Annotated in this window: 13 protein-coding genes; 8 read left to right on the top strand and 5 right to left on the bottom strand. The window is 61.2% G+C overall.

The genetic code is table 11. The annotated features are described in order from the left end of the window. Positions 1-4: 4 nt before the first annotated feature. Complete coding sequence (locus WDN46_04290) at positions 5-2,776, bottom strand: DUF6165 family protein (GenBank protein MEJ0092666.1); 2,772 nt, start codon at positions 2,774-2,776, stop codon at positions 5-7. Between the two features lie 309 nt (positions 2,777-3,085). Between WDN46_04290 and WDN46_04285 the strand changes: the two genes are divergently transcribed. Together WDN46_04285 and hrcA are read left to right on the top strand one after the other, a co-directional pair. After that, complete coding sequence (locus tag WDN46_04285; protein ID MEJ0092665.1) at positions 3,086-3,469, top strand: response regulator; 384 nt, start codon at positions 3,086-3,088, stop codon at positions 3,467-3,469. A gap of 37 nt (positions 3,470-3,506) precedes the next feature. Further along, entirely contained in the window at positions 3,507-4,607 is a 1,101-nt protein-coding gene (hrcA, locus tag WDN46_04280; protein MEJ0092664.1) for a heat-inducible transcriptional repressor HrcA, read from the top strand. Positions 4,608-4,616: 9 nt separating this feature from the next. Here hrcA and WDN46_04275 read toward each other — a convergent pair whose 3' ends face one another. The 3 genes from WDN46_04275 to WDN46_04265 all read right to left on the bottom strand — a co-directional run bounded on the left by WDN46_04275 (position 4,617) and on the right by WDN46_04265 (position 10,019). Then, the gene (locus tag WDN46_04275; GenBank protein MEJ0092663.1) at positions 4,617-5,090 is read right to left on the bottom strand and encodes a MarR family transcriptional regulator; all 474 of its coding nucleotides are present in this window, start codon (positions 5,088-5,090) and stop codon (positions 4,617-4,619) included. An 89-nt stretch (positions 5,091-5,179) separates the two neighbouring features. Continuing rightward, positions 5,180-7,861: a DNA mismatch repair protein MutS gene (mutS, locus tag WDN46_04270; GenBank protein MEJ0092662.1), complete on the bottom strand. Its 2,682-nt coding sequence runs from the start codon at positions 7,859-7,861 to the stop codon at positions 5,180-5,182. A 229-nt stretch (positions 7,862-8,090) separates the two neighbouring features. Beyond that, a complete protein-coding gene (locus WDN46_04265) occupies positions 8,091-10,019 on the bottom strand; it encodes a potassium transporter Kup (GenBank protein ID MEJ0092661.1) in 1,929 nt (642 codons plus the stop codon). A gap of 399 nt (positions 10,020-10,418) precedes the next feature. Here WDN46_04265 and hrpB point away from each other — a divergent pair, with 399 nt between their 5' ends. Next, complete coding sequence (gene hrpB, locus WDN46_04260; GenBank protein ID MEJ0092660.1) at positions 10,419-12,923, top strand: ATP-dependent helicase HrpB; 2,505 nt, start codon at positions 10,419-10,421, stop codon at positions 12,921-12,923. Between the two features lie 27 nt (positions 12,924-12,950). Here hrpB and WDN46_04255 read toward each other — a convergent pair whose 3' ends face one another. Continuing rightward, positions 12,951-14,273 carry a UDP-glucose/GDP-mannose dehydrogenase family protein gene (locus WDN46_04255; GenBank protein MEJ0092659.1) on the bottom strand — a complete coding sequence of 441 codons (1,323 nt, stop codon included), beginning with the start codon at positions 14,271-14,273 and terminating at the stop codon, positions 12,951-12,953. 270 nt (positions 14,274-14,543) lie between these two features. On the opposite strand from WDN46_04255, the gene WDN46_04250 reads away from it, so the two are divergent. The 5 genes from WDN46_04250 to WDN46_04230 all read left to right on the top strand — a co-directional run bounded on the left by WDN46_04250 (position 14,544) and on the right by WDN46_04230 (position 21,963). Continuing rightward, a complete protein-coding gene (locus WDN46_04250; protein ID MEJ0092658.1) occupies positions 14,544-16,004 on the top strand; it encodes an FAD-dependent oxidoreductase in 1,461 nt (486 codons plus the stop codon). A 13-nt stretch (positions 16,005-16,017) separates the two neighbouring features. Beyond that, positions 16,018-17,640, top strand: coding sequence for a HAMP domain-containing sensor histidine kinase (locus WDN46_04245; GenBank protein ID MEJ0092657.1), 1,623 nt, complete (start codon positions 16,018-16,020; stop codon positions 17,638-17,640). A 251-nt stretch (positions 17,641-17,891) separates the two neighbouring features. Continuing rightward, positions 17,892-19,556, top strand: coding sequence for an FAD-dependent oxidoreductase (locus WDN46_04240; GenBank protein ID MEJ0092656.1), 1,665 nt, complete (start codon positions 17,892-17,894; stop codon positions 19,554-19,556). Positions 19,557-19,561: 5 nt separating this feature from the next. Beyond that, positions 19,562-21,283: a cation:proton antiporter gene (locus WDN46_04235; GenBank protein ID MEJ0092655.1), complete on the top strand. Its 1,722-nt coding sequence runs from the start codon at positions 19,562-19,564 to the stop codon at positions 21,281-21,283. A 272-nt stretch (positions 21,284-21,555) separates the two neighbouring features. Beyond that, positions 21,556-21,963, top strand: coding sequence for a DUF4399 domain-containing protein (locus WDN46_04230; GenBank protein ID MEJ0092654.1), 408 nt, complete (start codon positions 21,556-21,558; stop codon positions 21,961-21,963). Positions 21,964-21,978: the final 15 nt, after the last annotated feature.

Below are 21,978 nucleotides of genomic sequence, written 5' to 3'. Positions count from 1 at the left end.
TTCCCTAAGCGTAAGATTTCTCCTCGATGATCGCTGAATTAAACAACAGGTTGAGCTGCTTCTTCAAAGCCGCGCGCCGATCGTTTGACTTGTAGACAAGCCTTGCCAGAGACACGAAACCTTCATCGAACTGCGAACGCGCCTCGCGCTCGCGCAAAGCATCCTCGACATCCCAGAGAACCGTGTTGGCGGTTTTGAGTTCGGCCTCGAGTTCGGCGAGTCTTGGACCACTGAAACCAGCCTCGGACTTGAGCTTGCGCAGGAGGTCCAGCTCGAATCTTATGTGGTCGAGTTTTGCCGCATCATCGACGTGGCTTTCCTTGATCTCCAGAATGATGATCTTGTCGATGAGCTCGCCGATTGCGATGGGAACGGCGAGGAGACCAGCGTCGCTTGTCGCCGCAGCCGGCGCTTCCGGCGAGGGCTCCGTTCGAGAGGCGCGCATTTGAACGCAACTTTCGACACATGCGGAAATCTGGTCGAAAACGGATGTCCATTCATCTCGTTCGCTTTGCCGAAAGAGCCGCATGGTCGGGTACCAGGGACAATCGGTCCGCTGCATCAGCCAACGCCAATCAGGCACGCGCTTCAGGGCGACGAATACAGGGCGCGCCAAAGCGCCGGCCAGATGCGCAATCGCAGTGTCCGAGGTGACGACGAGATCAAGACTAGCCATCGCGGCCGCGCAATCGACGAAAGAATCGGGACCCGCGTCGAAATCATCGCCTAGGCTCTCAATGTGGAAACCGCCATTTGGCGTCTCAACGTCAATTGGACCTTCGCCCTTCACAAGGCTGATCAGGCGCACGCCTTCAATCGCCGCAAGGGGAGCGAATGAAGGGAGCGGAACCGTCCGCTTGAGATTGATCGAGGCGTTGCCATGCCAGCAAATCCCGATCCGAAACCCTTCCCCTCCGATGCGTTCAGCCCATTTCGAAACGAGGTCCGATTCTGGATAAAGATAGGGCGTCGCCGCCGGGATCGTCTCCAGCGTCGTCCCGAACCCGCGAGGCAGACTGAGCAAAGCGCTCTGGAAAGCGAAGGTCTGATCTTTATCGAGAGCCTCGATGAATCGCACAGGCTTCGGCAAGGAGCACAAAAGCCGCCGCATGTTTTTGCGGCACAGCAGCGTGACATCCGCGCCGGCGTCGATGAGGCCGACGAGATAGCGAGAAAATTGGATGAGGTCGCCAAGACCCTGCTCATCCCACACGAGGATGCGCTGGCCGTTTAAATTCTCGCCGCTCCAGCGTCGCGCGCCTTTGACAATTGTCTTCGGCGGCGCGTTGGAACGGTCCCACCGGCTTTCGAAATCGTCAAAGCCCGCTTTCAGCAACCCTTTGAGAAGCAGCGCGCCAGCCCGGTTGTTGCGCGCGTCAGGATAATTGGGCTTGTGCAACAACGCCTCATTAAAGCGCGTCAACGCTTCATCAATTTGGCCCACTTCCTTCAAGCCGACGCCAAGGCTGGACAAAGCTTCGGGATAATTGGGACGAAGGCGCAACGCTTCATCATACGAGGACATTGCTTCAGGCAATCGATCCAGCTCTTGCAGAACATTGCCGCGATTGAGCCACGCTTCCGGCGCGGCCTGGTTGAGCGCAACAGCTTGGTCAAGCGCGATCAAGGCCTCCTCAAGCCTGCCAAGTTTATGCAGGGCGGCGCCGCGGATGCCGGGCGCCTGAGGATGCTTAGCATCGCGCCGCAACGCCTCATCGCAACTCCACAGGGCCTGATCGAGGCTTCCCCTTTGCAGGAGAATATTGGCGCGATTGGTCAGCGCCGGCAGAAATCCGGGCCGGATCTTCAGCGCGTCGGCGTAAGCTGCGAGGGCCTCGTCGAGACGCCCGAGTTCGTGCAGAACATTGCCGCGGTTGCTGCATGCTTCGCAATAACGCGCATCCTGCGCGAGAGCCGCGTCATAGGCCGCAAGAGCATCGATAGGGCGGCTGAGCGCCTGCAGCGCTATGCCTTTGTTATAGAGGGCTTGCGAATAATCCTGGCGGCATTGCAGAGAGCTGTCATAGCAGGCGAGCGCTTCTTGAAGGCGGCCGAGCTTTTGCAGCACATTGCCGCGATTGAGTTCGGTTTCTGCATCAAGCGGACCAATCCGAGCGGCTTCCTCATAAGCGGCGAGCTCGTCTTCGTTGCGCCCGAGTCTTTGCAGGACAGAGCCCGTGTTAAACAAATTCTCGGCATCATCCGGCCGGATCGCTGCGATCGCTTGAAAACAAGCTAGCGCCTCTTCAAATCGGCCAAAACGCTCAAGCAGGGCCCCGCGATTGGTCAAAGCCTCGCGGTGATTCGGGCGCCAACGCAGCGCGTCCTCATAGGCGACGAGCGCCTCTTTCATTCGCCCGAGGCTCTGCAAAATAACCCCGATGCTGAATAAGGTATCAGCGTCGTTCGGCTGAAGCTTGAGGATCTCATCGAAAGCCGCAAGAGCGTCTTGCGGTTGACCAAGCCTCTGGAGCACGACGGCGCGCGCGCCCAACGCCTCGACATAGGTCGGCTTCAAGGCGAGCGCCCGCTCCAACCATACCAGCGCATTGCGCAAGTCGTCGGCGTTGAAATAAACTAAGCCAAAAACATAGTAAGCCACATCGCTCGGCGCGATAAGGGCCGCCCATCGCTCGAGATGCGCGATCGCCTCTTGCGGCTCGCCAGCGTTGAGAAGGGCGAAAGCTTCCGTAATCGCTACTTGGAGGAGCGCTTTGTCGCGAATTTCGGCATGGCCTTGTATGCGGTCAATTCCTTCGGATTTTTGGGCACTCATTCGAACGCTCTTCAAAGGCGCCGCCGAGAACGCCGGCTAACGCGAGATCTAAATGAGGACGCCTGCCGCTCCGAACGAAGGAAACAGCCTGGGGGCCAATCTTCCGGCGCGCCTTGCAGGGCATCCAATGGGATTGAAGCCGAAAAATCTTTCGCGGGCCTGACGACTCCGCCGGTTTGACGAGCCCGCGAATTTCGCAATCGATCATGCCGGAGCGCCAAAAATTCGGACGAGATTTAGGAACCAACTTCGCCGTGAGCGATTTTACGCTGCGACTGTCCCTCATCGAAAAGGCAGAATGTCTTGAGAATGGAAACTGACTTCCGGGTGCTTGTCGTCGAAGACGAAGTGCTCATCAGCATGTTGATCGAAGATATGCTGGCCGATATTGGGTGCAAATGCGTCGATGTGGCCCCTTCAGTGGAGGTCGCCCTTGAGGCGCTGAAGAAGGAACAGCCGCATTTCGCTATGCTCGACGTCAACCTCAATGGCAAACGGAGCTTTCCTATCGCGGACGTGCTCAAAACCCGCGCGATTCCGTTCATTTTTCTGTCGGGCTATGGCTCACGGGGCCTCGATGGAGAATACCCCGACGCCAAAGTCCTACAAAAGCCATTTCGCCTAGGCGACCTCGAAATGGCGCTAAAGGATACGTTTGGCTGCCTCGACAGACAGCAACAACCTAACGATTGAGCTTGCATCCGCGTATCGGGGGCTCCATTCTGTATCTATGGCGGCGCCATTAGATCATTCACGCGACATCGGGCGGCTGGGCGGCGGCAATCTCACGAGCCTCAATGAGCGCTCGAGGGAGATCTTCCGGCATATCGTTGATTCCTATCTCATCAATGGCGAGGCCGTTGGCTCGCGGCATGTTGCGCGTCTTTTGCCTATGTCGCTCTCGCCGGCTTCGGTCCGCAACGTCATGCAGGACCTCGAAGAACTCGGCTTGATTTACGCCCCCCACACCAGCGCGGGGAGACTGCCGACCGAGTTGGGCCTGCGCTTCTTTGTCGACGCCATGCTGGAACTCGGCGACATCGGCTATGGCGAGCGCGAGCAGATCGACTCCCAGGTCAAAGCCGCCGCGCAGGAACAATCCCTCGAGGGGCTGCTCGGCGACGCCATGATCATGCTGTCGGGTCTTACGCGCGGGGCCGGCGTAGTCGTGACGACCAAGGAAAACCCACGGCTGAAACACATCGAATTCGTCAGGATCGAGCCGGAACGCGCGCTCGCCGTGCTTGTGTCCGAGGATGGATCGGTTGAAAACCGCATTCTTCATATTCCGGCTTGGCTGCCGCAGTCATCCCTGATCGAAGCCGGCAACTTTCTCAACGCCCGGATTCGCGGTCGCAACCTGCTTGAGGTCAAGGTCGAGATCGAAGCCTCGCACAAGGCGGCCGAAGCGGAGCTTGGCGAATTGACGACGCGCCTCATCGACGCCGGCCTCGCGAGTTGGGCTGACACCTCCGGGAGCGAACCACAGCTAATCGTCAGAGGTCAGGCCAATTTGCTGCAGGATCTGACTGCCCTCGAAGATCTCGAACGAATCAGGCTGCTTTTTGCCGATCTCGAAACCAAAAAGGACGTGATCGACCTTCTGAGCCGGGCTGAAGGAGGCGAAGGCGTCCGCATTTTCATCGGCTCTGAAAATAAGCTGTTTTCCCTTTCAGGCTCCGCGATGATCGCAGCGCCCTTTCACGACGAGCAGCAGCGCATCGTCGGCGTGCTTGGCGTCATCGGACCGACCCGGCTGAACTACGCGCGCATCGTGCCAATGGTGGATTACACGTCGAAAATGGTCTCGCGCATGCTGCAAAGGCGATAGATCGCGGGCTCAGAATGAGCCGAGCCTCGGTTCGGACTTTTCGCGCTTGCCGAGCAAAGCATTGCGGATCCGACGCAGCTCTTTTCGCAAGGACTTCAAATCGTCATTGGAGCGTCCCATCGCCCGAGCGATCTGCGCTGGAATTGGCTTGGCTTCGCGCCGCAGATCCGCTCCCTTGGGGGTCAGCTTTATCCGCACCTGCCGCTCGTCTTTCGGGTCCCTGGCGCGGAGGAGGAGCCCGGTCGATTCGAGGCGCTTCAACAGCGGGGTTAATGTGCCGGAATCAAGATGCAGGCGCTCGCCTATGGCTTTGACAGTGACGTCGTCCTCCTCCCACAGCACCAGCATGACGAGATATTGCGGATAAGTCAGGCCGATGCTGGCCAGCAAAGGCGCGTAGGTCTTATTGACCGCGTGCAAAGTCGAATAAATTGCAAAGCAAACCTGTTGATCGAGCCTTGGCATTGCGTCATCTTCAGACATCTGGATGCGCCTTTTGCATGAGCGTTTTCCGGCGCCGGGCTTCTTGCGGCTGACGCCATTAAATTTTGTGCAATTTAATGGCTATCGCGTCAATCGCTTTTTGTTCGCCGCAGCTGTTTCAGCCGGTAAAGCGCGTCCATTGCATCTCGCGGAGATAATTCATCGGGATCGAGCGCGTCCAACGCTTCGCCCAAGACGTCGATTTGAGGCGCGGCGGCTGCCCCGGAGGGCGCTGCGGCCGGGACAGGCGAGGCCGTAAAAGAGGCTGAAAACAAAGGCAGATCGGCGACAAGGCGATCGCTATGGCTCAGCCGGTCGGCAGCCTCGAATTCGGCGAGCAGATGCTTCGCCCGGGCGACGACAGGGGCCGGCAATCCGGCGAGTTTTGCGACCTGGACGCCGTAAGACCGGTCTGCGGCTCCGGGCACGATTTCATGCAGGAACACGACGTCGCCGTTCCAGTCGGTCACGCGGACGGTGAGATTGTCGATCCGGTCGAGGCGTTTGGCGAGCTGGGTCAGTTCGTGAAAATGAGTGGCGAACAGCGCTCGGGCGCGGTTCTTTTCATGCAAATGCTCCATCACCGCCCAGGCTATCGACAGACCGTCGAAAGTCGCCGTACCGCGACCAATTTCGTCGAGAATGACGAGGGAGCGTTCCGTCGCCTGATTGAGAATGGCGGCCGTCTCGACCATCTCGACCATGAAGGTCGAACGGCCGCGCGCAAGATCATCCGCCGCGCCAACGCGGGAGAATAAGCGATCCACGACGCCAAGATGGGCGCGCTCCGCTGGGACAAATGAACCCATTTGCGCCAGCACGGCGATCAGCGCGTTCTGGCGCAAATAGGTCGATTTTCCGGCCATGTTCGGGCCCGTTACGACTGCGATCCGGCCGCCTTTGGCGACGACGCCGGAGAGATCGCAATCATTTCCAACGAAAGCCTCTCCGTTAAGGCGCAACGCGGCCTCGACGACCGGGTGGCGCCCGGTTTTGATTGCGAAAGCCAAGGAATCATCAACTTCGGGCCGAGTCCAATCGCAAGCCGCCGCCAATTCGGCGAGGCTCCCTGCAACATCGATCACGGCGAGCGCATGGGCGGCGGATTTGATCGTCGCTTCCTCCGCCAAGACCAAACCCGCGAGTTCGGCGAAAATTTTTTGCTCGCGGCTCAGCGCCTCTTCGGCCGCCGAAGAAATCTTGACTTCGAGTTCAGCGAGTTCCCGCGTCGAAAAGCGCATCGCGCCCGCCATCGTCTGACGATGGACAAACATCGCAGCATGTGGCGGCTTCAACAGCCGCTCGCCTTGCGCTTGCGGAACCTCAATGAAATAGCCGAGGAAATGGTTATGCTTGAGCTTTAGCTGCCGCGTCTCGGCGATATCGCAATAGCGCGCCTGGAGAGCGGCGATCACCTTGCGCGTTTCGTCTCGCAGAGCGCAGAACTCATCGAGAGCGCCATCAAAACCCGGGCGGACGAAGCCGCCGTCGCGCCGTTGCAATGGCAAAGCCTCCGCGAGGGCTTCGCCCAAACGCTTGGTCAGCGCCTGATCGCAAGCGCTGGCGCCTCCGCTCGCCTCGACCAGTTCGGCGGGCAGCGCCGACTCGCCAGCCAGGGCTTGCGCCACCGCGAGCGCAGCATCCATTCCATCGCGCAACGCGGCAAGGTCACGCGGACCGCCGCGATCGAGCGCTATGCGGGACAAAGCTCTGGTCAAATCCGGGGCCGCCTTGAGCTTTGCCCGCACGTTCTGGCGCAACGCCGGCTCGTCGACGAAAAATGCGATGGCGTCGAGCCGCCGGGCAATGGCTACAACGTCCGTCAGCGGCGAGGCGAGACGCTCGGCAAGAAGACGCCCGCCAGATGCTGTAACCGTCTTGTCGATCGCGCCGATCAGCGAGCCCTCCCGCGCTCCAGCGAGGGTCCGGGTCAGTTCGAGATTGGCGCGCGTCGCGGCGTCGATCGCCATATGGATCTCGCGTCCAAGCCTTGCGGGCAAGTTCAAGGCAGGCCGCGCCCCAAATTGCGTGCGTTCGATATAGAAAATCGCCGCGGCGGCGGCGGCGATTTCCGCGCGGGACAGCGCGCCCAAACCATCCAGCGTCGCAAGGCCAAAATAATCCTTAATCCGGCGCTCGGCCGAGAAACCATCGCCGCTCTGACGCCCAAGCGGGGTCAAAGGAAGCTTGGCCTCACGACAGAGGCGCACGAAATCAGGCAAGGCCATCAGCGCCTCGGGAGCGACGATTTCGGCCGGGTCGATCCGCGCGATTTCGGCTTCCAGCAAAACCTTCGTCGCTTCGCACACCGCGAAGGCTCCGGTTGAAATATCGAGAGCGGCCAAGCCATAGGTCCATTCGCCGTCCGATTGCTGCGCCCGGGCGATCGCCAGCAGGCAATTGGCGCGGGAAGGCTCAAGCAAAAGATCTTCGGTGATCGTCCCCGGCGTCACGAGGCGTTTGACTTCACGCCGGACCACCGATTTGGCACCGCGCTTGCGCGATTCCGCCGGGTCCTCGACCTGCTCGCAGACGGCGACGCGATGGCCAAGCCCGATCAGCCGGTGCAGATAATCCTGCGCGCGCTCGACCGGAACGCCGCACATCGGAATGTCATCGCCCTGATGTTTGCCGCGCTTGGTGAGGACAATCCCCAAGGCTTTTGCGGCGACTTCGGCGTCCTCGAAGAACAATTCGTAGAAATCGCCCATCCGATAGAACAACAGCGAACCCTGATTGGCCGCCTTGATCTCGAGATATTGGGCCATCATCGGCGAGATTTTGGCCGGCCCCACCCCGTCTAGGTCGGGCGCGCGCGGAAGAATTTCGGCGCCCTCTTGCGAGATCGATGCATTTTGATCGGAGGATAAGGGCTGGCCCGCGCGCTTTGGCATCGGCGCAACCTAGCAAAGCCAGCTGGGCGATGCACCGTTTTGCGTCGATTATTCAGAGCATTTTCGCCCCGGCCGGATACGCCGGACCACCTCGCGGCGGCTTGGCTCAAACCGCTACTTGTTCACCGAGTTCGACGACGCGGTCCGAGGGGATCGAGAAGAAGTCGGTTGGGTTCGCCGATTGCCTGAACAAAGCGATGAAGAGCTTGTCCTGCCACAGCGGCATGCCCGAATTCTTCGCCTCCTTCAGCCTTCGCCGCCCGACGAAGAAGGAAGTCGTCATGATATCGAACTTTAGGCCAGCTCTGCGCAGGCTCGCCATCGCTGCGGGAATGCGCGGACTCTCCATGTAGCCATAATGCAGGATGATGCTCGTGAAATCCTCGGAAAGCTTAGTGATTTCAAACCGTTTGGCTAGCGGGACGCGGGGCGTATCCTCGGTGTGCACCGACATCAGCAAAACCCGTTCATGCATGACCTTGTTATGTTTCAGATTGTGCATGAAGGCGGAAGGAGCGACCTCGGGCGTATTGGTCAAGAATACCGCGGTCCCGGCGACTCGGATGGGTTTCGACTTCTCCAGCATCCGAATGAGATCTTGCATCGAGATCGAATCGCGGCGGGTCTTGCTGGCGAGAAGATCGGCGCCGCGGACCCAGGTCCACATCACGACCATAGCGCAGCCGCCGATGAGGAGAGGCACCCATCCGCCATCGACGATCTTCATGAGATTGGCCGCGAGAAACGCGAGGTCGATGATAAGAAATCCGGAAATAAAGAGAGAGGCGAGCCAGAGCGGCCATTTCCAGAGCTTCCAGACGACGATGAAGGCGAGCGAGGTGGTGACCACCATCGTCCCGGTCACCGCAATGCCATAGGCCGAGGCGAGAGCGCTCGAATTCTTAAACATAAGCACGAGCAGCAAGACGCCGATGAGAAGCAGGCGATTGACGCGCGGAATGTAGATCTGGCCCTCCTGCGTCTCCGACGTGTGCAGAATGAGCATGCGCGGCAGAAGTCCGAGCTGGATCGCCTGGCGGGCCAGCGAAAATGCCCCAGTTATGACCGCCTGGCTCGCGATGACCGTCGCAATGGTCGAAATGATTACAAGCGGCAACAGCGCCCACTGCGGCGCAAGCAGAAAGAACGGATTTTCCACCGCAGCCGGATTGGCTAGGACGAGAGCGCCCTGGCCGAGATAATTCAAGGTCAACGCCGGAAGCACAAAAAATAGCCAGGCGCTTTGGATGGGGATGCGGCCAAAATGCCCCATGTCCGCATAAAGCGCCTCGGCGCCGGTGACGGCGAGAAAGACGGAGCCCAGCACCACAAAACCGATAATGCCGTGGTCAAACAGAAAGCGCAGGCCGTAGATCGGATCAAAAGCCAAGAGGATGCGCGGCGAATCGGCGATGTGCATTGCGCCGAGTACGCCCATCACCAGGAAAAACACCGCCATGAACGGGCCAAAGAATGTCGCCACCCGGGCGGTGCCATGGCTTTGGACCCAGAAAATCGAAATCAGGATGGTGATCGTCGCGGGCAAAATATAAGGCGTGAAAACCGGCGTCAGCAGTTCGAGCCCTTCGAGCGCCGACAAGACCGAAATCGCCGGGGTGATGATTGCATCGCCCGAAAACAGCGACGCCCCCGCGACGCCGAGGAAAAACACCACCGCGGCGCGGTGGCCGAGCGCTGTCTGAGCAAGCGCCATAAGCGAAAGCGTGCCGCCCTCGCCCTTGTTGCCTGCCCGCATCAGGAACAGCACATATTTCGCGGTGACGGTAAAAAACAGCGCCCAGAGCAGCAAGGACACCGTTCCGATTACGCCGGGGTTGGTGACGCCGGTGGTCTTGATGTGGTGAAGCGACTCGCGCAACGCATAGAGCGGGCTCGTCCCGATGTCCCCGAAAACGACGCCAAGAGATCCAACCGCTAAAGCGGCGACAGTGGTTTTTCTAGGGGCCGCCGGGTCGCAGACGTCAGATTCCCCTTTTACCGGCGAACCCGATCCCTGCACCATTTGCTGCGCCATTTGAACGTCCTTCACGAGGCGCCCTCATGAAACGAGACCGGGCGGCGTGCGGCGGCCTATAGCCCCTTCTTGCGCAAGTGAGAAGGGCTTGGAGCAAAAGCAAGCGTTCGACCAAAACCCTCCGTTCAAGCTCTCGAGGTCATCTCAAAAGCTTTCGACACGGGCCTCGATGCGTGATTGCGTCTCCCCAAGACTCCTCAAACTAGCTTCAAACAAATCGTGTTGATAGCCAGGAGATTGCACTTTTTTCCAGCAGTCGCGCCGGCGCCACCTATCCGCTCGGGGCTTCCTCCGCTTCGAAATGCCGCTAGCCCGGCGATGATGGGATCTCAAGCTTGACATTAGCTCGTCGGCGGCGGCGCATTGCCCGATGCGCGGCGAGCTGTCATCACACTTTCCATGCTGAACCTTATCCCAGCGTTGCCGATTGACGCGGTGCTCGGCGAGATCGCCGCACATTTGTCCGCCCGCGCCAAAGTGGTCCTTGTCGCCCCGCCCGGCGCAGGAAAGACCACGCGGGTTCCGCTTGTTCTGTTGAACGAAGCCTGGGCGGAAGGGCGCAAAATCATTCTTCTCGAACCGCGGCGCATCGCCGCCAGGGCAGCCGCCGACCGCATGGCGTCAACGCTTGGAGAGCGCGTTGGCGAGACAATTGGCTTTAGGGTGCGCTCGCAATCCCTTATCAGCGCAAAGACCCGGCTCGAAGTCGTCACCGAGGGCGTTTTTACGCGCATGATCCTCAGCGACCCCGGCCTCGAGGGCGTCGCGGCAGTGATTTTCGATGAATTTCATGAACGCTCCCTCGACGCCGATCTTTCCCTCGCGCTCGCGCTCGATGTCGCCGGCGCCTTGCGCGAGGATCTCCGCCTTCTCGTGATGTCGGCGACCCTCGATGGGGCGCGGGTGGCGCGTCTTCTCGACGATGCGCCGGCGATCGTCAGCGAGGGCCGCGCCTTCCCCATTGCGACCAAATATCTCGGGCGAGATCCCGCCGAGCGGATCGAGGCTGCGGTCGTCTCGGCGGCGATGCGGGCATTGGCTGAGGAATCCGGGTCAATTCTGGCGTTTTTGCCCGGTCAAGGCGAAATCAAGCGCGTCGCCGCGCTGCTGGCGGAGCGCTTGAAGGACTCCAAGGTCGAGATCGCGCCGCTTTATTCCGCAATCGACCGGGCGGCGCAGGATCGCGCCATCGCTCCGGTTAAATCGCCGGCGCGAAAAATCGTGCTCGCCACCTCGATCGCGGAGACCTCATTAACAATCGAAGGCGTGCGGATCGTCATTGATTGCGGATTGGCGCGGGGACCGCGTTTTGAACCCGATCGAGGCTTGACGCGCCTTGAGACGGTGCGCGTCTCCCGCGCCGCCGCCGATCAGCGCCGCGGCCGCGCCGGCCGCACCGAGCCCGGGGTCTGCTATCGCTTATGGGAAGAAGCCGCAACGGGAGCGTTAGAGGCTTTTTCGACGCCCGAGATCATGGCGGCGGATCTTTCCGGCCTTGTCCTTGATCTCGCCGCATGGGGCGTGCGCGAGCCGGCCAGCCTGAACTGGCTCGATCCGCCGCCGGCTCCCGCCGTCAAGGAGGCGCGCGCGCTGTTGCGCGACATCGGGGCCATTGACGCCGATGGCGCGCTGACCTCATCCGGGAAAACCATCGCCAGCCTCGCCTTGCCGCCGCGGCTCGCCAAGATGATCGTCGCCGCCGCCGCCGATGGAGAGGCCAGCGCCGCCGCAGAGGTTGCGACGCTCCTTGTCGAGCGCGGGTTGGGGGGCGATTTTCCCGATCTCGCGACGCGGATCGAGCGTTTTCGGCGCGATCATTCTCCGCGCGCGGAAGATGCCCGGCGCCTCGCCCGTAATTTCGCCGGGGCCGCCGCCAGAGGCGTTCGGCAGCCAAAATCCCCGCCTGCCTCGGAGACCGCGGATTGCGGCCGGCTTTTGGCGCTCGCCTTTCCGGACCGGATCGCCAAGGCGCGCGGCAAGCCGGGTGAATTTTTGATGGCGAACGGCCGAGCGGCGACGCTGGAGCCGCATGAAGCGCTGGCGCGCGAACCGTTTCTGGCGATCGGCGAGATTTCCGGCCGCGCCAGCGCCGCACGGATCATTGTGGCGGCGGCGCTCAGCGAAGCCGATGTCGAAAACATCGCGCGAGACAGCATCGCGACAGTCGAGGACGTCAGTTTCGACCGGGAGCGATTGGCGCTGCGGGCGCGGCGCCGGCGCCGGCTCGGCGCCCTGGTCTTGAGCGAGCAGAACTTGCCGGTCCCGCCAGGACCGGCCGCGGCCGCGGCGCTCGCCGAAGGGATTGCGGGTCTGGGGGCGGACGGCGCCGGGATCGAACGGCTCCCCTTCGTCAAACCTTTGATGCAATGGCGCGACCGCGTCGAATTTTTGCGCCGTTCCGAGCCGGGCGATGCTTGGCCGGATCTTTCGAACAAAGCGCTCGCGGAAAACGCCGCAAGCTGGCTCGCGCCTTTCATCGAGGGCAAAACCAGCCTCGTCGCGATCACCATGGATGATCTCGACAAGGCGCTCAAAAGCCTGCTGCCATGGGATATGCAGAGACGCCTCGACGAAGAAGCGCCGACCCATTTCATGACCCCTGCCGGATCGCGCATCGCGCTCGATTATTCAACCGAGGGAGGTCCCACTCTCTCCGTCCGCGTGCAGGAGCTGTTCGGCCTCGCCGCCCATCCGGCGATAGCCAAGGGGCGCGTCGCCTTGACGCTTGAATTGCTTTCGCCGGGGTCGCGCCCGATCCAGATCACCGCCGACCTGCCGGGTTTTTGGCGCGGGTCCTGGACGGCGGTGAAAGCCGAAATGAAAGGCCGTTACCCGCGCCATCCCTGGCCCGACGATCCAGCGCGCGCGCTTCCGACGACTCGGTCCAAGCCCCGCGGACAGTGAGGCTTGGCCGCGAGGCGATCTACGGCCTCAGACTTTTGTCGAGACGGTTCCGCGACCGACGCCCGAATATTGAAATTCGTGCCGCTCCATCTCGGAAGGATCATAGATGTTGCGCAGGTCGATCATAATTGGCGCGTTCAGCAGCGATTTGACGCGATTGAGATCGAGGGCGCGGAAGGCGTCCCATTCGGTGATTATGACCAGCGCATCCGCTTTGTCGCAGCAGGAATAGGGATCATAGAAGAAAGTGAGATCATCCATGATGAGGCGCGCCTGATCCATGCCCTCGGGATCGAAGACATTTATGCGCGCGCCGCCGTCCTGCAGCGCCGTGATGATCGAGATTGCGGGCGAATCCCGCATGTCGTCGGTATTTGGTTTGAAGGTGAGGCCTAAAACCGCGATGGTCTTGCCGCGCACTGAACCGTTGAGAGCGGCGAAGACTTTGCGCGCCATGGCGCGTTTGCGTTGATCGTTGACGGCCGCGACCATCTCGACGATCCTGATCGGCGCGCCGAAATCCTGCGCCGTCTTGATCAGCGCCTGCGTATCTTTTGGAAAACAGGAGCCGCCGTAGCCTGGCCCCGCATGCAGGAATTTGGAGCCGATGCGCTTGTCGAGGCCGATGCCGCGCGCGACATCCTGCACATTTGCGCCGACCCGCTCGCAGAGATCGGCGATCTCATTGATGAAAGTGATTTTCGTCGCGAGGAAAGCGTTGGCCGCGTATTTGGTCAGTTCGGAGGTGCGGCGGCTGGTGAAGAGGAAGGGCGCCTGGTTGAGATAGAGCGGCCGATAGATTTCCGTCATCACGGCTTCGGCGCGCTTGTCGTCGACGCCGAGAACGATCCGATCCGGCCGCTTGAAATCGTCGATCGCCGCGCCCTCGCGCAGAAACTCGGGGTTGGAGACCACACCGAAGTCGGCGTCCGGGCGGGCTTCGCGGATAATGCGCTCAACCTCGTCGCCGGTTCCGACGGGAACGGTTGACTTCGTGACGACGACGGTGAAGCCGTTGAGGCCGGCGGCGATGTCGCGCGCCGCCTGATAGACATAGGTCAGGTCGGCGTGGCCGTCGCCGCGCCGCGATGGGGTGCCGACGGCGATGAAGACAGCCTCTGCGCCGCGAACGGCTTCAATGAGATCGGTGGAGAAGGAAAGCCGCTTTTGACGAACGTTATTAGCGACGAGATCCTGTAAACCCGGTTCGAAAATCGGCATCTTGCCGGCTTTCAACGCATCAATTTTCCTGACGTCCGTGTCAATACAGACAACGGTGTGTCCGAAATCGGCAAGACATGCCCCTGAAACCAGGCCGACATAGCCCGACCCGACCATTGCAATATGCATGTACTAATCCCCAAACGACGACTGCTCGCGAGCCTCAGTTCCCATAGCACGGTTGCAGCAAGTCTTGAAGCAACCAGAGGTTTGTTCCGATTGATCGACAAGTTCTAATTTTAAGCAGTTCGCATCCAGCATCGTTGATTTGTAACGTAATACGCCGATCGAGGATTCGCTCTCCAGCATTGGAGAAAGACTAGGCGCTTCCTTGAGAGGCTTTGACTAACGGGGTCTGATGATGAATGGCTTTGCCTGGGCGAAAAGGTGCGCATCGGCATGAAAGATAACGTCAAAGACAACATTTTACGGCCGGATTTATGCGTCCTCGGCGGCAGCGCGGCTGGGGTCGCGCTCGCCGGGTCGGCCGCTGCTTGCGGCCTCTCCGTCATGCTCGTCGAAAAGGATCGCATTGGCCGCGACAGGCTCGAGGACGCCGTTCCCGGCCACGCTTTGCGTGCGGCGGGACATTTCGCTGCGACTTTGCGTCGCTCCTCGCACTTTGGCATCGCGCTTCAAGCCCCCGAGATTGTTTTCTCTCGTGTGGCGGCGCACGCCGCCGACGTGGTCAATACGCTAGAGCCGCAATATGCGCCGGTGCGCCTTGAGAGCATGAACGTGAAGCTGATTAAGGCAGTGGGACGATTCATCAGCTTGGATACGCTTGATGCAGGCGGCCTCGCCATCAAGGCGCGCCGTTTCGCCATCGCCACTGGATCGCGCGCGAAGTCCATGGCGATTCCGGGGTTGGACTTGGTCCGGCCGCTGACCGCCGCCGCGCTTTGCCGGCTCGCGAGCCCGCCGGGGCGGCTCATCGTAATTGGAGCCAACCCCGATGAGTTGGCTCTCGCCCAAGCCGTGCGCCGTCTCGGTTGCGAAGTCGTCGTGCTGTCGGAAACGAAGATTTTTCAGCACGAGGACGAGGAGTTGGTCGCACCCGTGCGCACGCAGTTCGCGCGAGACGGCGTCGTCGTTCATGAATGCGCGCGGATTTTGCGAATCGAACCCCATGGCGAAGGCCTTCGCGTCTTCATCGCGCCCGGATTAGGTCGCAGATCGAGTTCAGGCGACAGCAACGCGCAAAGCGGGACGGAGGCGATCGAGGGATCGCATGTTCTGCTTGCCGCCGGGGCCGCGCCGCAGGTCGAGGGTCTTGGCCTCGCAGCCGCGGGAGTGCGCTACGATGCGACCGGGATTAAGGTCGACGCACATTTGCGCAGCAGCAACCGGCGCATCTACGCGATCGGCGCCGCGGAAGGCCAACTCTCGGCGGGAGCCGCCGAACATCACGCCAATCGCGTGTTGCGCCATATACTTGGATTGCCGTTTGGCTTTGCGACTCCGCAACCCAGCGCCTGCGTCATATTGACTGACCCCGAACTCGCCGTCGCCGGCCTGTCGGAAGCGCAAGCGCGACAACGGCGCGGGTCTATTCGGGTGCTGCGCTGGCCATATGCGGCGACGGACCGCGCCCAAATCGAGCGGGCCTCGGTCGGTCACGTCAAGCTGATTACCTCGCGCAGCGGCAAAATTTTGGGCGCGGGCATCGTCGGACCGGCAGCGGGGGAGTTGATCAATCTCTATACGCTCGCCATATCAAAAGGGATGTATGCTTCCGATCTAGCCTCGATCATGGTTCCCTACCCAACCTTCGCCGACGTGGCGCAGGGGGCGGCGGCTCAGACGCGCCAAATGCAGCGCGGATGGCGGCTTCCGCCATTTTTTCGCTGGCTGAGATAAAGGGGCGATATCGATGAGCGATTTCGCTATGCCCCCTAACGCCAGACCGGACGCGGCCCCCTCTGCACCCGCCCAATTTCCGGCGGCGCAAAAAGCGGGCTTGGCGCAAAAGCAGCACAAGCCGATCCGTTTTGGCCTCGCAACGCGGGTGCTGGCTCTCAACATCGCTTTCATCATTTTCGCCGCGCCTTTGATCTATGTGCCCGCCATCGCCGTTTACCGCGACAATTGGCTGCGCAATCGGCTCAGCGCCGCGTATACGGCCGCGCTTGCGCTCGAGGCGGCGCCGAGGGCGATGGCGCCGGAGGCCGTTTCACGACAATTGCTGGACAGCGTCCATGCGCGCGTCATCGTGCTCGATATGCACGGCGCGAAGCGGATTCTCGCCTCCTCGGATCTGCCGCCCGCGGTCGATGAGGTCTATGACTTGCGCGAACCCGATTTTGTGGCTTCGCTCACCAACGCAATTCGCACCCTCTTTGCTCCAAAAGACCGGGTCATCACAATTTTAGGCGATGCTCCCATGGGCGGGGAGGCGGTGGCAATCACAATGGACGAAGCGCCCCTTATAACCGGAATGTACAATTATTCAGGGCGCCTGCTGATTATGACCATCGCTATGTCGGCGATCGTTGCGAGCCTCGCCACCGTTGCGCTGAACGTCATGGTGCTGCGTCCCGTGCGCCGGTTGACGAACAGCCTCATGGAATTTGGCGCCGATCCCGAGAACGCCGCGCGCGTCATCGTCCCATCCGGCCGCAATCACGAGATCGGCCAAGCGGAAGCCGCTTTGGCTATCATGCAAGACGCCCTTGTGCGTGAATTGAACCAAAAAAAACATTTGGCCGCGCTTGGACTCGCGGTGGCCAAAATCAATCACGACATGCGCAACATGTTAGCCTCGGCGCAGTTGCTGTCCGACCGCCTCGCCAACATCACCGATCCGCTCGCCCAGAGGCTCGCCCCAAAACTGGTCGCAACGCTCGATCGCGCAATCCGATTCTGCCAGGCGACCTTGACCTATGGCCGCGCCATCGACGATCCGCCAAAGCTAAGCCGCTTTGCTCTGCGTCCTCTTGTCGATGAAGCGGCGGAAAGCATCGCGCTCGACTCGGCCGCGCAGGTCCAAATCGTCAACAAGGTGGCGGAAGAAGTCGAAGTCGTCGCCGACGCCGAGCAGATATTCCGCGTGCTCATCAATCTCATGCGCAATGGGGTGGAGGCGCTGCAAAGCGCCGGTCCGACGCCCGGCTGGCCCGCGCAAGTCTGCATCGCCGCCAGGCTCGAAAGCGGACCGCAGCAGTCAGAGTCCACGGTGATCGAGGTGGCCGATACCGGACCCGGAGTGCCGCCAGCGGTGCGGCCGAAGCTTTTCAACGCGTTTTTCACCTCGAGCCGCGCTGGCGGAACGGGCCTTGGCCTTGTGATCGCGGCCGATCTCGTGCGCGCCCATGGCGGCAGCCTAGTGCTCGCTCCGCCCCATGCAGGGGCGGATGCGGACGATCCGCCCGGAGCGACATTTCGCATCACCTTGCCGCTTCGCCGGGCCGCGGAGGAGGCGGGAAGAACTTTCCCGGCGGCGCTGGCGCAGGAGCGGACAGAAAAATCGGAAAACAGCCGACGGAGAAAGGCTTGAATGGGGGCGATCCCTAAAAGCCGCCCACAAAAATCGCGCATCAAAACAAGGAGAGAGCCTGATCGATTCTAGATGTGATCGTGTTCGGATCACCCGATTTATCCTGGCGTCCGATGATCGAACGGTTACCATGACCGAAGGCGCAGAACGTCCGGAGGGCGATAGATGCGCTGTTCGATCGAGCGACGTCCCATCGCCGCCCGCAAATTCCTGGCGCCCGCCGCGTCACCCTCGTCTCCGGGAGGCCCCACGTGAGCAACCAGCCCGAACTCGATCCGCAGACCGACCCGGCCGATGAACGCGAGGCGCAGACTTTTCCGCGGCTGACCTATGAACAAGCGGCGCGCGCGGCGTCGTTCGGGACGCAAGAGGATCTTCCCAAAGGCGCTCTGATCTTTGAACGCGGCCAGCGCAGCGTCGACTTTTTCCTGGTCCTCGAAGGGGAGATTGAGGTCTTCGATCAGGGCGATGAATGCCAGCCGCAGGTCTTCGTCGTTCTCACAGGGCGTCAGTTTACGGGGGAGATCAACCATTTCAACGAGCGCCAGGTTCTCGTCAGCGCTCGAGCGGGATCCGCCAGTCGCGTCGTGCGCATCAAACGCGCGGATTTTCGCCGCCTTTTGGCGACTGAGACCGACATCGGCGAAATCATTATGCGGGCGTTCATCCTGCGCCGCGTCGGGCTCATCCGCCACACGCATGGGGCCGTATCGCTGATCGGCCCGGCCCATGGCGGCGACACGATAAGAATTCGGCGCTTCCTGACTCGCAACGGCTATCCCCATCGCATGCTCGATACCGAGTCAGACCCCGGCGCCGACGGCTTTATCGATTGCTTCGGGCTTATCCCCGCGCAGCTCCCCGTCGTGATCGACGCCCGCTATAGAGTTTTGCGCAACCCCTCGATCCCAGCCCTGGCGGATGCTCTGGGGCTGACCGAGACGATCGATCCGACGCGCGTGCACGACGTCGTGGTCGTCGGCGCCGGTCCCGGGGGGCTCGCGGCGGCGGTTTACGCCGCCTCGGAAGGGCTCGACACTCTGGTGATCGAGGGTCAATCCCCCGGCGGACAGGCGGGGACCAGCTCCAAGATCGAGAATTATCTCGGCTTTCCAACAGGAATCACCGGGCAGGCCCTGGCCGGCCGCGCCCAGATCCAGGCGCAGAAATTCGGGGCCAAATTGGCCATTTCGCGCGATGTAGCAGGCATTGACTGCTTCTGCCAGCCTATGGCGCTGCGGCTCGAGGGCGGCGGCGTCGTGAGGACCGAAACCCTCGTGATCGCCTCGGGCGCGCTCTACCGCAAGCTCGACATCAAGAATTATGAGCAATTCGAAGGGCAGGGAATCCATTACGCCGCCACCGCCATGGAAGCCAATCTCTGCCGCGGCGAGGAGGTCATCGTCGTCGGAGGCGGAAACTCGGCTGGCCAGGCGGCGGTGTTTTTGTCGCGCCAAACCGCCCACGTGCACATGGTGGTGCGCCGCAAGGATTTAGCGGCGACCATGTCTCACTATCTCATTGAGCGAATCGAGGCGTCGCCGAGAATCACGCTCCACACGCAGACCGAGATAATCAGGCTGCACGGCGAGGAGAAACTCAGTCAGGTCACATGGATCAATCGGGCGAACGGAAAAAGCGAGACATTGATGATCGGCAATATCTTCGTGATGATCGGCGCTGCTCCGAATACGGACTGGCTCGAGGGCTGTTTGACGTTGGATGAAAAAGGCTTTGTCGCGACAGGGTGCGGCGCTGACCGCGCGGACGTTTCGCGTTACGCGACCTCGCGTCCGGGCATTTTCGCGATAGGCGACGTGCGGTCGGGATCGGTCAAACGCGTCGCCTCCGCCGTCGGCGAAGGAGCAGTCGTCGTAGCCGACATCCACCAGTTCCTCGAAGCCAGGCGCGGCTGATCGTCATGGAGCATCCGCACGCGATTCTTGACGCTCTGGAGCCGGTGGTTCTGCTTCTGCTGTTTGGCGTCGTCGCCGCGATGGCGTGCCGCGCCGTTCGTCTCAGCCCAATTGTCGGCTATCTCGCGCTCGGCCTTGGCCTGAAAGCGAGCGGCGTCGAGTTGTTTCAAGCAAGCTCGACGGTGGCGTTGCTGTCCGAACTCGGCGTCGTGTTCCTGCTATTTGAAATTGGATTGCACTTCTCGATCAGCAATATTCGGGAGCACGCTCGCGACATCTTCGGCTTCGGATCGGTCCAGGTAGCGCTCGGCGCCCTAAGCCTTGGGGCTGTCGCTGTTTTCACCGGCCTCGCCCCGCTGCCGGCTCTTCTAGTCGGCGCAACATTGGCGCTTTCCTCTACCGCCGTCGTGGCGGGATTGATTGCGGAGCGGCATCAGCAGAATTGTCCGGTTGGCCTGACCGCGACGGCCATTTTGATTTTTCAAGACGTCGCCGCGGTCTTTCTTCTCATTGTCGTCAACGCCCTCGATGAGCGCGGCGGCGGTCTTGCCTTAATGCTGCAGCTCGGTTTGGCCGTCGCGAAGGCCGCCGCCGCTTTCGGCGTCGCTTACGCGCTGGCCCGGTTGGTCGTGCGGCCGCTGTTTGATTTGATCGCCCGCACCGAGAATGAGGAAGTCTTCACCGCCAGCGCTCTTTTGGTTGTGCTGGTCGCGAGCTGGGCGACGGGCTCAATTGGATTATCGCTGACGCTTGGCGGTTTTCTCGGCGGGATGATCATCGCTGAGATTCCCTATCGTCCGATCATCCAATCGGAAACAAAGCCTTTCAGAGGGCTGCTGCTCGGTTTTTTCTTTATATCGGTCGGGTTATCGCTCGATCTTGCGTCGCTCAGCGACCATTGGGCGGCTGTTGTCGCCATTACGATCCTTTTTGTCGCCGTCAAGATCTTGAGCAACGCCGCGTCGAGCCTGCTCTTTCGCTGGTCGGCGCCGGGATCGCTGCAGCTGGGTTTTCTACTGGCTCAAGGGTCCGAATTTGCCTTTGTGATCCTGAGCCTGCCCGCCATGCGCGCGCTGCTTGGCGATGAAACGGCCTCAGTCTTCATCGCCGCTGTCGCCTTTAGCCTTGCGCTGACGCCGAGCCTCGCTCAAGCCGGGCGCGTGCTCGCGGGAAAGATGCGGGCCCATCGCAAGCGGGAGAACGATCGCGAGCTTCTGCAGCGCGAACTCGCAGCCCCCGTGCTGATCGTCGGGATGGGGCAGATTGGCCGCACCGTCGCCGACGCCTTGACGGAGCTTGACATCGCCTATGCCGCCATCGAGCGGAACCAAAAGGCTTTCGCCGAGGCCAATGCCGACGGTTATGCGGTCGTCTTCGGCGATGCCTCCGACCCGCGGATCTGGGAGCCCATGGCGATGCGCGACCGCAAGATAGCCGTGCTGACTGCTCCAAGGCTGGAGGTGTCTCGCGCTATTGTGCCGCTCCTCACGCGAAGCCTTCCCGATCTAAAGCGTTTCGCGGCTGTTTCCGATCCCTCGGAGCGCGCCGCCTTCACCGCCCTCGGCGTTATCCCGATAGTTGATAGCGGCTCGCCGCCGGGACTTGCCCTGGCGGCGGCGGTTTTACGCGATCTTTCCGTCGACGATGAAGCGATCGCGACCTGGATACGGGGGCAAAGAGATCGCGATCGCAACGCCGCGCTCATCGCTGCGGAGGCGGCGGAATAACGGCGGCGACAGGAAGCTCTGGCGCGCGCGGATGAGGGCGCCTCCCCCTTTCGCGCGCAAAAGCTTGCGGAGACGAAGAAGCTGTCGACGATGCGCCAATGCGCACACAGCCAATCATTTCGAAGCGATAGAACGCTTTGGGTCAAGCTGACGACGCAGAAGCTGAAAAGGTTGGTCACAACAGCTTGACCGTTGCAACTAGCCCAATATCGTCTGTGGTTCGACGCTCGCGCCAAAGCGCTACCCGCCCCCGCTATCATAGGAACCGACCCATGAAACGAATCCTACCGTTCGGACTGGCATCCGCCATCGCGATCGCCGCACTGATCTCAACGCTCCATGCGGCTAGTCCGCGCGTCTTTTTCATCGAACCCAAGGATGGGGCCGAAGTGTCCAGCCCGTTCAAGGTGAAGTTCGGTCTGGAAGGCCTCGAACTCAAACCGGCAGGCGATCAGACGCCGAGCAGCGGGCATCATCATCTGATCATCGATGGGGCGCCGCCGCCAAAAGGCGAGTTCATACCGCTTTCTGATAAATCACTGCATTTCGGCAAAGCGCAGACCGAAGCCGAACTGACCTTGCCGCCGGGGAAACATACCCTGACGATGCAACTCGGCGATAGCGGCCACATCTCCTATGGGCCAGATCTCAGCGCCACGATCACAGTCAATGTGAAGTAAGCAAGATAGAACGCT

This window comes from Methylocella sp., assembly GCA_037200525.1.
GTDB lineage: Bacteria > Pseudomonadota > Alphaproteobacteria > Rhizobiales > Beijerinckiaceae > Methylocapsa.
Note: the sequence above shows the minus strand (reverse complement) of the source record. Positions and strands in the feature narration are given on the sequence as shown.

Excerpts from the sequence above, each read along its gene's own strand:
- WDN46_04230 (MEJ0092654.1), top strand. The coding sequence starts at position 21,556 with ATGAAACGAATCCTACCGTTCGGACTGGCATCCGCCATCGCGATCGCC.
- WDN46_04290 (MEJ0092666.1), bottom strand. The coding sequence starts at position 2,776 with ATGAGTGCCCAAAAATCCGAAGGAATTGACCGCATACAAGGCCATGCC.
- WDN46_04255 (MEJ0092659.1), bottom strand. The coding sequence starts at position 14,273 with ATGCATATTGCAATGGTCGGGTCGGGCTATGTCGGCCTGGTTTCAGGG.
- WDN46_04250 (MEJ0092658.1), top strand. The coding sequence starts at position 14,544 with ATGAAAGATAACGTCAAAGACAACATTTTACGGCCGGATTTATGCGTC.
- WDN46_04245 (MEJ0092657.1), top strand. The coding sequence starts at position 16,018 with ATGAGCGATTTCGCTATGCCCCCTAACGCCAGACCGGACGCGGCCCCC.
- hrcA (MEJ0092664.1), top strand. The coding sequence starts at position 3,507 with ATGGCGGCGCCATTAGATCATTCACGCGACATCGGGCGGCTGGGCGGC.
- WDN46_04235 (MEJ0092655.1), top strand. The coding sequence starts at position 19,562 with ATGGAGCATCCGCACGCGATTCTTGACGCTCTGGAGCCGGTGGTTCTG.
- WDN46_04265 (MEJ0092661.1), bottom strand. The coding sequence starts at position 10,019 with ATGGCGCAGCAAATGGTGCAGGGATCGGGTTCGCCGGTAAAAGGGGAA.
- WDN46_04285 (MEJ0092665.1), top strand. The coding sequence starts at position 3,086 with ATGGAAACTGACTTCCGGGTGCTTGTCGTCGAAGACGAAGTGCTCATC.
- WDN46_04275 (MEJ0092663.1), bottom strand. The coding sequence starts at position 5,090 with ATGTCTGAAGATGACGCAATGCCAAGGCTCGATCAACAGGTTTGCTTT.
- mutS (MEJ0092662.1), bottom strand. The coding sequence starts at position 7,861 with ATGATGGCCCAATATCTCGAGATCAAGGCGGCCAATCAGGGTTCGCTG.
- hrpB (MEJ0092660.1), top strand. The coding sequence starts at position 10,419 with ATGCTGAACCTTATCCCAGCGTTGCCGATTGACGCGGTGCTCGGCGAG.